Source organism: Leptothrix ochracea (genome assembly GCF_041083635.1).
GTDB lineage: Bacteria > Pseudomonadota > Gammaproteobacteria > Burkholderiales > Burkholderiaceae_C > Sphaerotilus > Sphaerotilus ochraceus.
Window position 1 is genome coordinate 1 of the sequence record NZ_JBFPHB010000032.1, and the last position, 14,224, is coordinate 14,224.

The following is a 14,224-nucleotide window of genomic DNA, read 5'->3' on the forward strand; positions in this document are numbered from 1 at the left end:
CTCGCATCCCCCAGATCCACCGTTCGCAATTCCTCTGCTGCCCACGTCATCACCACACTCCTGCTGCCCTCTGTTCAGCTTAGACACTTCGCCACAGAGTTCAATCAACTTGTGGGTAATGGATAGCAGGCGCGGGCGAGGGGAGTGGTGCCGTTGATGTGATAGCTTTGCGCCCCATGCGCTTGTTGGATGCCGCACCCAAACCCCACCACCCCGTTCGCCCTGAGCTTGTCGAAGGGCCGACACCGAGCGCATACCCCGGCCTATTCCAAAACCACCACCGGGACTACGACCCGGTGACGGGGAGGTATCTGCAATCGGATCCGATAGGGCGGGTCTGGAGATAGCTATGACTGATCGCTCGCCTCGTAGCATCGTGCTGGGTTTGATGGGGCACGTTGGGCTCGTCCTAGCAATCGTTGCCGACTTCTATCGTCGAAGTAATGATGGGAGCTTGGCGCTGTTGCTCTCTTGTGTGGGGATGGTCGCTCTGATTGCCGGTGCGATTCTGTTGGTCAGACATCCACGGTTGTTCTTCTTGGGGGCAGAGGAAAACGGGACGCACTCACGTTCGCTCCGTCTGATTGCACGAATGTTTGCATGGGTATTCGTGGTTGGTGTGCCAGTACTGTGGCTTATAGCGATGACTAGGCTGCAAAGCTGCTGCCCGTTAGGGCTAGGGATTCGAGCGATAGGCAGCTATATGTTCTTCGCATGGATCGCCGGAGCACTCATCTTGTCACCCAAGCTATTCGGAAAGCCTCGACGAGGTGTATGCAAGAAATGATGTCATCCCTTGTACTGATCGTTGTGGGGATTGGCGTGTGCCTAGACGTGTTTTCGTGCTTGGTCGAATTGAAAAGAAACCGTGGTCTTGGCAAGACTTCGGGGCTGATGGGTGTCACGCTGATTGCCTGCTATTTGCTGCCGCTTGTGCTTTCGGGTAGGCCAATCCTGACCTCTTCAGTCTGGATTGATGCAGCGATCTTTGTTGCGTTTCATTCAGGGAATGTCGTTGTGATTCCTTGGGCAGACAGGTTGTGGCATCGGGGCACGCACGGTGCGTGAAATCAACGCTACGGCCAACGCATGGAATTCAGCGTGGAAGTTTGATACCGCGAGCAATCGGTTGTTGTTTTGGCAAGATCCGGTTCAAGGGGGTGAGTCGTACCGTCACAATCCTGCGCCATGACGACTGAAATCGAACTCAAGTATCAGATCCCCGCTGAGCCCGCCGAGCGTTTGGCGGGTGTGCGTGAGCATCTTGCTCGACTCGGGCCGCTGGCTGTGTTGCCGTTGCAGGCACGCTACCTCGATACCCCCGAGCGCAGTTTGGGCGCCAAGGGGCTTGCATGGCGCTTGCGTCGCGAAGGTGGGCCGTGGGTGCAGACCCTCAAAGGGCGGGGTGACGATGTGATGACGCGCTTGGAGCACAACGTCGAGCTGGATGCTTCAGCGCTCGAAGGGCCGGATCAAGAGCCGGTGCCCAAGGTGGAGCGCCATGCGGGCACCCCCGCCGGCGAGGCCTTGGTGCGTGCGCTGGCGGCGGCGCCTGAGCAAGCTTTGACGGTGCGCTTCACCACCGACATCCAGCGCACATGGGTGCGTGTGCAGCATGGCGGGGCCTTGATCGAGCTGGCGCTGGATGAAGGCAGCATCGCTGCTGCCGGGCAGCGTTTGGCGGTGTGCGAGCTGGAGTTTGAGCTGATCGAAGGCCGGGCGGCCGACATGCTGGCCTTTGTGCGGCCGTGGATTGCCGCGCACGGCTTGTGGCTCGATGTGCGCAGCAAGGCCGAGCGCGGTGATCGGCTGGCGCGTGCTCAGCTGGGCGCCGGGCCGGTGGCGACGGGCGATGGCCTTGCGGCTCGCCTGCGCAACGCGGCGGAAACGGCTGAATTTGGTGAGCCCGCCCAAGCTGCGCTGGCCCGTTCAAGCGCGGTCCAAGAAGCGTTCTTGGACGAGCTGGCGCTGGCTCAGCGCACTTGATCAGCGCTTGATCAGCGCACCTGATCGAGCGCTGCGCCGACGCTGGGCACGATGGCTTCTTCACCCAGCAAGGCGTCAAAGCCGACCCGGCGCATCAGCGAGAGCGGTTGCTCGTTGACGTTGGCCAGCACCAAGCCGATGCCTTGGCGCTGAAAAGTGCGCCAGAGTTGCTGCAAGGCGTCGAGCCCAGAGGAGTCCATCAGCACCAGTTTGTGCATCTCCAGCACCACGGCGCGCGTGCCAGCGGGTAGTTCTTCGGGCAGATCCTCGATCTTGCCCACCGCACCGAAGAACAGCGAGCCGTAGAGCTCAAAGACATGCACGCCGGCTGGCAAGTCTTGGTCGGTCACGGGGCTGACGTCGAAGAGCGTGCCCATGCGCCAGATGAAGAAGATGCAGGCCAGCACCAAGCCGACTTCGACCGCGACCGTGAGATCGAAGATCACGGTGAGCAAGAAGGTGCCGACCATGATCACGCGGTAGGCCGGGTTGAAATGGCGCAGGCGCACGAACTCGCGCCACTCGCCCATGTTCCAAGCCACGAACAACAAAATGCCGGCCAGCGCCGCCAAGGGCACATGCAGCGCCAGCGGTGCGGCCACCAAGACGATCAGGAGCAGCGCCAAGGCGTGGATGATCCCGGCGATGGGTGTGGCGGCGCCGGCGCGCACGTTGGTGACGGTGCGGGCGATGGTGCCGGTGGCGGGGATGCCGCCAAAGAAGGGCGTGACGAAATTGGCCACGCCTTGGGCCATCAGTTCTTGGTTCGGGTCGTGGCGGCGAAACTCGGTCATGTTGTCGGCCACGCGAGCGCAGAGCAGCGACTCGATCGCTCCCAGCAGCGCAATCGTGATGGTCGGAATCAGGAGCTGCTTGGCCCCAGCCCAGCTGAAGTCGGTCATCGAAAAGTTGGGCAGCGATTGCGGGATGCCGCCAAAGCGCGAGCCGATGGTCTCGACCGGCAACGAAAGCACAAAGGTCAGCAGGGTGGCCAACCCGAGTGCGACGATGGTGCCGGGCACGTGGGCAGCGACACGCCGGGCGTGGTCGCGCGGGGTCATCGGCGCTTGCGGCATGGTGTAAGACTTGGGCCACAGCACCACGATGGCCAGACAAACCAAACCGATCAGCAGCGCAAGGGGATCCAAGCCATCAATGTGCTTGGCCAAAGTGCCGATCTGGGTGAAAAAGTCGGCCGGGAGCTTGTCGATCTTGAGCCCGAGCAGATCCTTGACCTGCGACAGCCCGATCAGCACCGCGATGCCGTTGGTGAAGCCGATGACGATCGACACGGGGATGTAGCGCACCAAAGCGCCCAGCTTCAACCAGCCCATCAAGAAAAGCAGGATGCCAGCCAGCGAGGTGGCGATCAGCAAGTTCGCCAGCCCGTAGCGCTCGACGATGCCGTAAACGATGACGATGAAGGCGCCAGCCGGGCCGCCAATCTGCACCTGTGAGCCGCCCAAAGCCGAGATCAAAAAGCCGGCGATGATGGCCGTGAAGATGCCCTGCTCAGGCTTGACGCCCGAGGCAATCGCAAAAGCCATCGCCAAGGGCAGGGCTACGATGCCGACCGTCAACCCCGCGCCGAGATCGGTCAGAAAGCGTGTGCGGTCGTAGCCCTTGAGGCTATCGAGCAGACGCGGGCGAAAGGGGTGAAAGCGGCGCAGCATGGTGGGGTCCTTGTCTCGTCTTATCGGATGCGCATCCCGGGCTGGGCTCCGGGGAAGGGCTCCAGCACGAAGATGCCAGGGTGGGTTTTCTCATCGGCGTGGCTGGCGGCCAGCACCATGCCCTCGCTGATGCCGAACTTCATCTTGCGCGGCGCGAGGTTGGCCACCATGACGGTGAGTTTGCCGATCAAATCTTCGGGCTTGTAAGCCGATTTGATGCCGCTGAAGACGTTGCGGGGGCTGCCTTCGCCCACGTCGAGCGTCAGGCGCAGCAGCTTGTCAGAGCCTTCGACGTGTTCGGCCTTGAGGATCTTGGCGACGCGCAAGTCCACCTTGGTGAAATCGTCGATCTTGATCTCGGGGGCGAGCTCTTCACCACCGGGCACCAGCTTCGGGGCGGTGGGCGGCTCGAACAAGGCGTCGAGCAGCTTGGGATCGACGCGCTGCATCAGATGGCTGTAGGTGCCGATGGTGTGCGCACCCAGCAGCTGGTCCGTCGAAGTGAAGTCGAGCGGGGCGATCTGCAAGAAGGCTTCGACGTTGGCCGCCAAGGCGGGCAGCACCGGCTTGAGGTAGATGGTGAGCAGGCGGAAGGCTTCGATGCAGACGCTGCAAACGTCTTGCAGTACTTGCTCGGCGCCTTCTTTTTTGGCCAATTCCCACGGCTTGTTGGCATCGACGTACTCGTTGACGCGGTCGGCCAAGGCCATGATTTCGCGCAGTGCTTTGCCGTAGTCGCGCGCCTCAAAAAGTTCGGTGATGGTGTGGCGATGGGCCCGCAGGGTTTCGAGCAGGCTCATGCCGTCCACGCCCAGATCGCTGGACAGCTTGCCGCCGAAACGTTTGGCCAAAAAGCCGGCGGCGCGTGAGGCGATGTTGATGTACTTGCCGACCAGATCGGCGTTGACCCGCGAGCTGAAATCTTCGGGGTTGAAGTCCACGTCTTCAACGTGTGCGTTGAGCTTGGCGGCGATGTAGTAGCGCAGCCACTCGGGGTTCATGCCGAGCTTGAGGTACTTGAGTGGATCGAGCCCCGTGCCTCGGCTCTTGCTCATCTTTTCACCGTTGTTGACGGTCATGAAGCCGTGCACAAAGACGTTGTTGGGCACTTTGCGACCGCTGAAGTGCAGCATCGCTGGCCAAAACAGGGTGTGGAAGTAGGTGATGTCTTTGCCGATGAAATGCACCTGCTCGACGCTGGGGTCGGCCATGAAGTCCTCGAAGCTGCGCGACTCACCGTATTGGGCTTTCGGTCCGCCCTTGTCGAAGTAGTTTTTCAGCGAGGCCAGATAACCAATCGGCGCGTCCAGCCAGACGTAGAAATACTTGCCCGGCGCGTCGGGGATCTCGATGCCGAAGTAAGGTGCGTCGCGGCTGATGTCCCAGTCACCCAGACCGCCTTGGCCTTGCTCATCCTTGGTGAACCATTCCTTGATCTTGTTCAGCACTTCGGGCTGGAGCTTGCCGCTTTCTTGGGTCCACGCTTCAAGGAACGCCACGCAGCGCGGATCGCTCAGGCTGAAGAAGTAGTGCTCGCTGCTTTTGAGCACCGGCGTGGCGCCGGAGAGCGCCGAGAACGGGTTTTTCAGTTCGGTCGGGCTGTAGACCGCGCCGCAGACTTCACACGAATCGCCGTACTGGTCCTTGGCGCCGCACTTCGGGCATTCGCCCTTGATGAAGCGGTCGGGCAAGAACATGCCCTTGGCCGGATCAAAGAACTGTTCCACCGAGCGCACGGCGATCAGACCCGCAGCACGCAGCGCCCGGTAGATGTCTTGCGCCAAGACGTGGTTTTCGGCCCCGTCGGTCGAATGCCAGTTGTCAAAGCTGATGTGAAAGCCGTCGAGGTACGGCTTGCGACCGGCGGCGATGTCGGCCACGAAGGCTTGCGGTGTTTTACCGACTTTCTCAGCCGCGATCATGATCGGCGCGCCGTGGGCGTCGTCGGCCCCGCAGAAATGCACCTGATGACCCTGCATGCGCTGGAATCGCACCCAAATGTCGGCCTGGATGTATTCCATGATGTGGCCGATGTGGAAGTGGCCGTTGGCGTAGGGCAGGGCAGTGGTGACAAAAAGCTGGCGGGTCATGGGCGGTGTCTGTTCTAGGGCCTTGAGGCAGGAGGGGGCGATTTTAGGCGGGCTCCGCTAGACTGCGCGCGGTCAATGATGTCGCTTCACCACTCTATTCAATCACCTCATGTTCTCTTCTTCTACCGTGACTGAAACTGCCCTTCTTGCCGCGTTGCAAACGGTGCTGGATCCCCAAACAGGGCGCGATTTCGTTTCGACCCGGCAGGTGCGCGATCTGCGTATCCAAGGCTCGTCTGTGTCGTTGGAGGTGCAGATGAACTACCCGGCCCGCAGCCTCTGGCCGAATTTGGAAGCCATGTTGAGCGCAGCGGCTCGCACTGTGCCGGGGGTGAGCGAGGTCACGGTGCGTTTTTCGACCGCCATCGTGGCGCACGCGGTGCAGCGCGGTGTGCAGCTTTTGCCGGGCGTGAAAAACCTGATCGCGGTGGCCTCGGGCAAAGGTGGGGTGGGCAAGAGCACCACGGCGGTCAACTTGGCCTTGGCCTTGGCCGCCGAAGGCGCCAAGGTCGGCATGTTGGATGCCGATATTTATGGCCCCAGCCAGCCGACCATGTTGGGCATTGACGGCCGGCCTGACAGTGCCGATGGCAAAACCATGGCGCCGATGATCGGACACGGTTTGCAGGTGATGTCGATCGGCTTTTTGGTCGATGCCGACCAAGCCATGGTCTGGCGCGGCCCGATGGTGACGCAGGCGCTGGAGCAGTTGCTGCGCCAGACGAACTGGAAGGATCTGGACTATTTGATCGTCGATATGCCCCCGGGGACCGGCGACATTCAGCTGACCTTGGCGCAGCGTGTGCCGGTGACAGGCGCGGTGATCGTGACCACACCACAAGACATCGCGCTGATCGACGCCAAGAAGGGTCTGAAGATGTTTGAGAAGGTCAGCGTGCCGATTTTGGGCATCGTTGAGAACATGGCGGTCTATTGCTGCCCGAACTGTGGCCACACCGAACACATCTTTGGCGCTGACGGTGGCAAAGCCATGGCTGAGCAATATGGGGTGGATTACCTCGGAGCGCTGCCGCTGGAACGCTCTATTCGCGAACAAACCGATGCTGGTCGCCCGACGGTCGTGTTTGATCCCGAAGGGACCTTGGCAGGCCTGTACAAAGAGGTTGCTCGCAAGGTGGCGATCAAGATCGCGCACCAAGCCAAAGACTATTCGGCCAAGTTCCCAACCATCACGGTGTTCAAGGGGACCTGACGGGGTTGGGCGTCAGGGCCGCCGTGGTGTGGGGCATGGCCCGGTCGTGGGTGCCCGGTACTTGGCGGCGGACGCCGATCAACGGCAGATTGGTGTGGCTTTGCAGCAGCACATTGGCGGTCGGGGTCACTTGCAGATCCACGGTGGTGCGTGACAGGGCGCTGTTGAGCGTCAGCGCTTGGGCTTCAGCGGTGTTCGTATTGAGGACCGTGCTGCAAGGTTCACCTCGCTGGCAGATGTAGTCGTCGTTATCGAGGTCCGCACCGGCAATGATGCTGACCCGGTTGCGCGTGTAGCCGTTGTAGCTCCATGTGTAGCGGCCATCGAGCACGGTGGCTTGGACGGTGGCCACCACATCGTTGCGGTCTGGGTCGATCAACACCACATAAAGCGGGCCATAGCTGGTGGTCAGGGCCGTGTTGCGTTCTTCGACGCGGGTTACGCTCAGGCTCAAGGACAGGGTTCGGGTGGGCTTGAGGTTGACCGTGATGCGTAAGTCATGCGTGCCCGGCGACAAGAGACTGCGATCGACGCTCAGGGTGTACGTTCCTTGACCGGTGGCATCGACTTGGGTGGGGCTGATCTGCACTGCGGGGGATGCACTCACGACTGAGGCAACGGTTTCTGTGGCGAGGGTGCTACCGATGGGGACATTGGCACGAAGTTCCAGCTGTGCGCTGGTTCGGAAGCTGCCCAGATCCAAGCTGCTGGGTTGGGCCGTGATGGGAATCAGGGTGGGGGCTGGGATGCTGGTGGTGGTTTCAAGAGCCACCTCAACGGCTTTGCGGGCATTGATCAGACCCATGCCGAAGTCATTGTCCCGCCCCGTGGCGCCCAAGTCGTCGCTTAAACGCCCCGTCGTGAGGAACATATCGATTTGCGCTGGGCTCAATTGCGGATTGATGTAACGCATCAAGGCCAAGGTGCCACTGACATGCGGTGCGGCCATGGACGTGCCTTCAAGAGCCCCGAAATTGGCAACACGTGCACCGTTGGCATTGAAGCTTCCAATCGTGCTGTAGATGGCATCACCACCGGCTGCCAGACCCAAGGCTGGATCGGCCCCGCCTCCGGGCGCCACCAGACTCAGGGCGCTGCCGGTGTTGGAGTAAGCCGCCAGTTTCTTATCGATGTCGAGCGCGCCGACGGCGATCACACCTCGGCAATTGGCCGGTGCGCTCACAGCCACGCGGCGCCCCAGATCCAATCGACTGGAGTTGCCGGCTGCGGCCACCACCATCACGCCCGCTGTGCGAACACGGTCGATGGCATTTTGGTAGGCCGCAGGGCAGTTCACATCGCTGCCCAAGCTGAGATTGATGATGTCGGCGCGACGCGGTGGCAAGGTGCCGGAGTTGTTGTCCAGTCCAGCGGCATAGAGCATGGCGTTGACGATGTCGAGCGTGTTGGCCCCATGGCCCGGTTGAAACACGCGCAGCGGCAGGATCTGTGCCATCGGTGCAATGCCGGCACCAAAGCGACCATCAAAGGTGGAGGCCGCGATCAGGCCGGCCACATGGGTGCCGTGAAAGATCGGGTTGTCGCTGCGTTGCGCCGGGTTATCGCCGTTGGCGATGTTGCCGTCGCCTGGCGAGAGATTGGTGAAAAACGTTCGACCCGCTGAAATCAGCTGAGGATAAAGGTCGGGGTGATCAAGCATCACGCCGTCATCGATGACGGCGACCAAGGGCGTGCGGGGGCTCACGATGGCGAGCGATCCGAGACGGTTCAGCGCCGCCGCCAGATTGATCTGGTCGTAGTGCCAGCGTTGCAGGCTGTAGGAGGGATCATTGGGCGGAAAAGTGCCCGCCAAAGCTTGGGTATCCATGCGCCAGTTGGGATGCACGCCCAAATAGGCTCCTGACGTTTGAATGTATTTGGCGTATTTCAGCGCCATCACGGCGGCCGGTGTGTTGCTGATGGCCGCCAGTTGGGCGGTGCTGCGCGGGGTCTGTGCCAAGCGACTGAGACCTTGGGCCAGCGCATTTTTTTGGCTGGGAAGTCTCAGCAGCATCGGCCCCGAGCCCGCACCTGAGACCAGTTGAATACCGGCGGCCAGCATGTTGGCGGGCAAGACGTGTGTCGTGTTGGCGCTTCGTCCTGAGGCCGAAAGGGTGGTGGTGCGGTTATTGATGCGCTCGGCCTTCGGGACGGCCAACAGTTCTTGCGGGTTGAAGTTGAGCGCGGCTGTCACGGTGTTGCACTGCCCGGCACCGCCGGGATCGGCGACACGCAGGTTGTAGACCGAGGCCCCCATGAAGGCGTGTACATCGATGTGATACGTACCGCTTCGGCTGATTTGAACGCACTTTGAACGGGTATCCGGGGTGTTCACAAAACCAATCTGGGCGCCATCTTTGGTCAAGACGTAGAGATCGATGTCGGCACTGCCGATCTCGGCGCTGCTTTCGAGTTCAATCGTCTGCCCGGCGAGCAAGTCGATGCTGAACCAGTCATCCACATCCCCGCTGGCTTGGCTGGCACCCGTTGGACCCGTTCCTGGCTGGTTGACCGTGCCCACCAGCAAAACGGGGCTGGTGAGCGGTTGCGCGTTGTTGGGATCGTCGTTGGCACGGCGATTCGCTTGGTTGCCGTCATTCAAGTCGGTATCGACCGCTGCAAATGGCGGCACGCTGATCGTGCCGGATAAGCGCAGACCGATTTTGCTGGTGGGGTTGAGGGTGCCGACACCACTCCCTGCGCCTGCATTGACACCACTGGCTCCACCCGTTGCACCATTGCCGCCGCCACAACCGAGGAGCGCGGCGGTGAGAAGCCAGAGTGAGCCGTACAAACGAAGTCGAACCATGTTGTTTTTGAGGCGAGGCAGCCGCGTGATAGTCGGATCGAGGCACAAAACGGACCGGTGCTCAGGTCCGCTGAAAAGCGGCAATTGTTCACGATCCCTGCCGGTGGCGTCCACCGCGTTTTACGCATGGGCACCAACAGAACGTCTGGTGCCACTGTTATCAAATGTAGGGTCCGGGGTCGTGGGTGAATGATGATCCGTTGAATAATCCGCAGCGTTCAAGCATTTCCAACGAGGAGACACCCTATGACATCCCAGACAGACGGCTTTCTGTCCAAGGAGCGCACCATCGCTGCGCCCGGTTTCAATCGCTGGCTGGTTCCTCCGGCCGCTTTGGCGATTCATCTTTGTATTGGGATGGCTTACGGTTTTTCGGTGTTTTGGTTGCCGTTGTCCAAAGCTTTGGGCATCAAGGAAGCCATCAAATGTGGCCCCGATGTCGGCTTTTGGGCGGAGTTGTTCACCAGCACCTGCGATTGGAAAATCGCTACTTTGGGCTGGATGTACACGCTGTTTTTTGTGCTGCTGGGCTCATCGGCGGCCATTTGGGGGGGGTGGTTGGAGCATGCTGGTCCGCGCAAGGCCGGGGTGGTGTCGGCGCTGTGCTGGTGTGGCGGCATGCTGATTTCGGCGTTTGGGGTCTACACCCACCAGTTCTGGCTGATGATCCTCGGCTCAGGCGTGATCGGCGGTATCGGGCTGGGTTTGGGTTACATCTCGCCCGTGAGTACGCTCATCAAGTGGTTTCCGGACCGGCGCGGCATGGCCACCGGCATGGCGATCATGGGTTTTGGCGGTGGGGCGATGATCGGTTCACCCTTGGCGGCTGAGCTGATGAAGACCTTTGCATCGAGCACGGGCGTGGGGGTTTGGCAGACCTTTGTGGTGATGGCCTTGGTCTACTTTGTCTTCATGATCGGCGGCGCGCTGGGCTATCGCGTGCCGGCCACCGGCTGGAAGCCGGAAGGCTGGACGCCGCCAGCGGTGCAGGGCAGCAACGTCATGATCACCTATGGTCATGTGCATGTGAAAAAAGTCTGGGGCATTCCGCAGTTCTGGCTGGTTTGGATGGTGCTGTGCATGAACGTCTCGGCCGGCATCGGCGTGATCGGCATGGCCAGTCCGATGTTGCAAGAGGTTTTTGGCGGCGGCCTGATCGGCTTGGACAAGAAATACCTCGAACTCGACAAGGTGCAACTCGCCGCGATTGCGGGCGTGGCAGCGGGGTTCACGGCGCTTTTGAGCTTGTTCAACATTGGCGGGCGCTTCTTCTGGGCCAGCTTGTCGGACAAGCTGGGTCGCAAAATGACCTATGTGGTGTTCTTCGTCTTGGGCGGCTTGCTCTACGCCAGCATCCCGGCCAGCGCGGCCGCAGGCAGCAAGTTGCTGTTCGTCGCGGCGGTGTGCGTGATCCTGAGCATGTACGGCGGGGGTTTTGCCACCGTGCCCGCTTATTTGGCCGACTTGTTTGGCACCCAAATGGTGGGCGCGATCCATGGTCGCTTGCTCACGGCTTGGGCCACGGCGGGGATCCTCGGGCCGGTGGTGGTGAACTACATGCGGGAATATCAGCTCAGCTTGGGTTTGCCGCGTGAACAGGTCTACAACCAGACCATGTACATCTTGGTCGGCATGCTGGTGATTGGCCTGATCTGCAACCTGATGATTCGTCCGGTCGATCCCAAGCATTTCATGAGCAAGGCCGAATTGGCCGAAGAAAAGCGTTTGGCGCATGAACGCAACGCTGCTGGGGATATTGGCCCAAGCACGCAGAGCTACCATGCCTCGCCCGTGATCTGGGTGGTGCTGGCTTGGACGGCGGTGGGCGTGCCCTTGGCGTGGGGCGTTTACAAAACCTTGATCAACGTCGGCAAGTTCTTCCAATAATGCTGAACGGACCCCGCTGACCAAGTTCAGCCACTTCATCAGGAGACCCACCATGACCGTGCGCCCCGAGCTTTCCCCTGACACCACGCAGGCCACGATTCGGGCCACGGTGCTGGCTGTGGTGGCGGAGCACGCGGGGCAGGAAGGGCCGCTGTTGCCCATCCTGCACGCTGTGCAGCAGCGCTTGGGGTGGCTACCGCCTGAGGCGGTGGTGACCTTGGCCCAAGCCCTTCATCTGTCGCGGGCGGAGGTGCATGGGGTGGTGAGCTACTACCCGCACTTTCACCTTCAGCCGGTCTTGGGTGCGGTGGTGCAGGTGTGTCGCGCCGAGTCTTGCTTGAGTCGTGGCAGCGAGGCCCTGCACGCCCAAGCTCAGGCCCATGCCGAGGCTGTCGGTGGCTGTCATGTTGAGTCGGTGTATTGCTTGGGCTTGTGCGCGCTCTCACCGGCCATCGCCATCGACGGTCAGCCCCATGCGCGCCTGACGCAGCAGCGTTTGGCCGCCTTGCTGGATCGCTTGGTCGAGAAGCCCTCTTCTGCGCCCTTGGCCTCTTCACAAGGAGCCTCGGCATGAGTCCCTTGATGACCTCGATGACCCTGTACGTGCCTTGCGACTCGGCCGCCTTGGCGGTCGGGGCGGATGCGGTGGCGCAAGCTTTGCAAGCGCGCGCCCAAGCGGATGGGGTGGATCTGCACTTGATCCGCAACGGCTCGCGGGGCCTGTTTTGGCTGGAGCCGCTGGTGGAGGTGGCTGGTCCGCACGGGCGCGTGGCCTTCGGGCCGGTCGCACCGGAGGACGTGGCGGATCTGTGGCCTGCGCTGCTGGCCGAAGGTGCTGAGGGCGCGGGGGGCTCGGTGAATCCGAGCATTGCGCATCCGCTGTGTCACGGGCTGACGGCGGCGATGCCGTACTTGGCGCGGCAGGAGCGGCTCACCTTTGCGCGCATCGGTGTGACGGACCCGCTCTCGCTTGAGGACTACGCCGCGCACGGCGGCTGGGTCGGCCTGAAAGCGGCGGTGACTCAAGCGCCTGAAGCCCTCGTCCAAGCGGTGCTGGATGCGGGCTTGCGCGGGCGGGGCGGGGCGGCCTTTCCGGCGGGCATCAAATGGAAGACCGTGGCGGCCGCCAGCTGTGCGCCGGGTGGCGTGAAGTACGTGGTGTGCAACGCCGATGAGGGCGATTCAGGCACGTTTGCCGACCGCATGGTCATGGAGGGCGACCCGTACATGCTGATCGAAGGCATGGCGATTGCCGCCTTGGCGGTCGGGGCTGAGCGCGGCTACATCTATGTGCGCTCGGAGTATCCGCACGCGGTGGCGACGTTGAACGAAGCTCTCCGGCGCGCCCAGGCGGCGGGTTGGATCGGCGCCGATGTGGCCGGTTCGGGGCGGCGTTTTGAGTTGGCGGTGCGCATGGGCGCGGGCTCTTATGTCTGCGGCGAAGAAACCGCGATGTTGGAGAGCTTGGAAGGCAAGCGCGGTGTGGTGCGTGCCAAGCCGCCTCTGCCAGCGATCCACGGGCTGTTTGGTCAGCCGACCGTGATCAACAACGTCCTCACCTTGGCGGCGGTGCCCTTGATCTTGGCGCGCGGGGCGGCGTTTTACCGTGACTTCGGCATGGGCCGCTCGCGTGGCACCTTGCCTTTCCAACTGGCCGGCAACATTCGTCACGGTGGATTGGTGGAGAAAGCGTTTGGGCTGAGCTTGCGTGAGCTGCTGTTTGACTTTGGCGGTGGTAGCGCCACGGGGCGGCCCATCAAAGCGGTGCAGGTCGGCGGGCCGCTGGGGGCCTATGTGCCGGCCGAGCAGTGGGATGTGCCGCTCGACTACGAGGCCTACACCGCCATCGGTGCGGTGCTGGGGCACGGCGGTGTGGTGGTGCATGACGACAGCATGGACATGGCGGCGCTGGCGCGCTATGCGATGGCTTTTTGCGCCGTCGAGAGCTGCGGTAAATGCACCCCGTGCCGGATCGGCTCGACCCGTGGGGTGGAGGTGATCGACCGCATCCGCTTGCTGCGGGATCGCCCGGCGGAGCGTGACGCGCAGGTCGAGTTGTTGCGCGATCTGTGCGACACCATGTTGCACGGCAGCTTGTGCGCCATGGGCGGGATGACGCCGTACCCGGTGCTTTCGGCGCTGAATCACTATCCGGCCGACTTTGCAGCTGACTTGGGTCAGAACCCGAAGGGGAGTGCGACATGAAAGACATCGACCACGGTACACCGGCGGTAGCGTGTAGCGAGACGGTCACGCTGCGCATCGACGGCTTTGACGTCACGGTGCCCAAGGGCACGTCGCTGATGCGCGCAGCGGTGGAGGCTGGCATCCAAGTGCCCAAGCTCTGCGCCACCGACATGCTGGAGCCCTTCGGCTCGTGTCGCCTTTGCTTGGTGGAAATTGAGGGCCGCAAGGGCTATCCAGCCTCATGCACCACCCCGGCCGAGGCGGGCATGACGGTGCGCACCCAAAGCCCCAAACTGCAACAGCTGCGCAAGGGGGTGATGGAGCTCTACATCAGCGACCATCCGCTCGATTGCCTGACATGCAGCGCCAACGGCAACTG

10 protein-coding genes are annotated in these 14,224 nt (G+C 62.0%); 7 read left to right on the forward strand and 3 right to left on the reverse strand.

The window, feature by feature from the left end; translation table 11 throughout:
• Nucleotides 1-774 precede the first annotated feature (774 nt).
• Together AB3X39_RS11495 and AB3X39_RS11500 are read left to right on the forward strand one after the other, a co-directional pair.
• Entirely contained in the window at nucleotides 775-1,068 is a 294-nt protein-coding gene (locus AB3X39_RS11495; protein WP_369417526.1) for a hypothetical protein, read from the forward strand.
• 120 nt (nucleotides 1,069-1,188) lie between these two features.
• Complete coding sequence (locus AB3X39_RS11500) at nucleotides 1,189-1,986, forward strand: CYTH domain-containing protein (RefSeq protein ID WP_369417527.1); 798 nt, start codon at nucleotides 1,189-1,191, stop codon at nucleotides 1,984-1,986.
• 11 nt (nucleotides 1,987-1,997) lie between these two features.
• On the opposite strand, the gene AB3X39_RS11505 is transcribed toward AB3X39_RS11500, so the two are convergent.
• Nucleotides 1,998-3,659 carry a SulP family inorganic anion transporter gene (locus tag AB3X39_RS11505; RefSeq protein ID WP_369417528.1) on the reverse strand — a complete coding sequence of 554 codons (1,662 nt, stop codon included), beginning with the start codon at nucleotides 3,657-3,659 and terminating at the stop codon, nucleotides 1,998-2,000.
• 20 nt (nucleotides 3,660-3,679) lie between these two features.
• A complete protein-coding gene (metG, locus tag AB3X39_RS11510; RefSeq protein WP_369417529.1) occupies nucleotides 3,680-5,749 on the reverse strand; it encodes a methionine--tRNA ligase in 2,070 nt (689 codons plus the stop codon).
• A gap of 109 nt (nucleotides 5,750-5,858) precedes the next feature.
• Between metG and apbC the strand changes: the two genes are divergently transcribed.
• Entirely contained in the window at nucleotides 5,859-6,962 is a 1,104-nt protein-coding gene (apbC, locus tag AB3X39_RS11515; protein ID WP_369417530.1) for an iron-sulfur cluster carrier protein ApbC, read from the forward strand.
• On the opposite strand, the gene AB3X39_RS11520 is transcribed toward apbC, so the two are convergent.
• Nucleotides 6,949-9,771, reverse strand: coding sequence for a S8 family serine peptidase (locus tag AB3X39_RS11520; RefSeq protein WP_369417531.1), 2,823 nt, complete (start codon nucleotides 9,769-9,771; stop codon nucleotides 6,949-6,951). The genes apbC and AB3X39_RS11520 overlap by 14 nt on opposite strands.
• Nucleotides 9,772-10,017: 246 nt before the next feature.
• Between AB3X39_RS11520 and AB3X39_RS11525 the strand changes: the two genes are divergently transcribed.
• The 4 genes from AB3X39_RS11525 to AB3X39_RS11540 form a co-directional block, all read left to right on the forward strand.
• Nucleotides 10,018-11,658, forward strand: coding sequence for an OFA family MFS transporter (locus AB3X39_RS11525; RefSeq protein ID WP_369417532.1), 1,641 nt, complete (start codon nucleotides 10,018-10,020; stop codon nucleotides 11,656-11,658).
• Nucleotides 11,659-11,710: 52 nt separating this feature from the next.
• Nucleotides 11,711-12,232: an NAD(P)H-dependent oxidoreductase subunit E gene (locus tag AB3X39_RS11530; RefSeq protein ID WP_369417533.1), complete on the forward strand. Its 522-nt coding sequence runs from the start codon at nucleotides 11,711-11,713 to the stop codon at nucleotides 12,230-12,232.
• Nucleotides 12,229-13,863 (forward strand): formate dehydrogenase beta subunit, encoded by a 1,635-nt coding sequence (locus AB3X39_RS11535; RefSeq protein WP_369417534.1) that lies wholly within the window; start codon nucleotides 12,229-12,231, stop codon nucleotides 13,861-13,863. Before AB3X39_RS11530 ends, AB3X39_RS11535 begins: the two co-directional genes overlap by 4 nt.
• On the forward strand, nucleotides 13,860-14,224 hold a 365-nt coding region (locus AB3X39_RS11540; protein ID WP_369417535.1), incomplete at its 3' end, for a 2Fe-2S iron-sulfur cluster-binding protein. The genes AB3X39_RS11535 and AB3X39_RS11540, both read left to right, overlap by 4 nt.

Excerpts from the sequence above, each read along its gene's own strand:
- AB3X39_RS11520 (WP_369417531.1), bottom strand. The coding sequence starts at position 9,771 with ATGGTTCGACTTCGTTTGTACGGCTCACTCTGGCTTCTCACCGCCGCG.
- metG (WP_369417529.1), bottom strand. The coding sequence starts at position 5,749 with ATGACCCGCCAGCTTTTTGTCACCACTGCCCTGCCCTACGCCAACGGC.
- AB3X39_RS11535 (WP_369417534.1), top strand. The coding sequence starts at position 12,229 with ATGAGTCCCTTGATGACCTCGATGACCCTGTACGTGCCTTGCGACTCG.
- apbC (WP_369417530.1), top strand. The coding sequence starts at position 5,859 with ATGTTCTCTTCTTCTACCGTGACTGAAACTGCCCTTCTTGCCGCGTTG.
- AB3X39_RS11530 (WP_369417533.1), top strand. The coding sequence starts at position 11,711 with ATGACCGTGCGCCCCGAGCTTTCCCCTGACACCACGCAGGCCACGATT.
- AB3X39_RS11525 (WP_369417532.1), top strand. The coding sequence starts at position 10,018 with ATGACATCCCAGACAGACGGCTTTCTGTCCAAGGAGCGCACCATCGCT.
- AB3X39_RS11505 (WP_369417528.1), bottom strand. The coding sequence starts at position 3,659 with ATGCTGCGCCGCTTTCACCCCTTTCGCCCGCGTCTGCTCGATAGCCTC.
- AB3X39_RS11500 (WP_369417527.1), top strand. The coding sequence starts at position 1,189 with ATGACGACTGAAATCGAACTCAAGTATCAGATCCCCGCTGAGCCCGCC.
- AB3X39_RS11495 (WP_369417526.1), top strand. The coding sequence starts at position 775 with ATGCAAGAAATGATGTCATCCCTTGTACTGATCGTTGTGGGGATTGGC.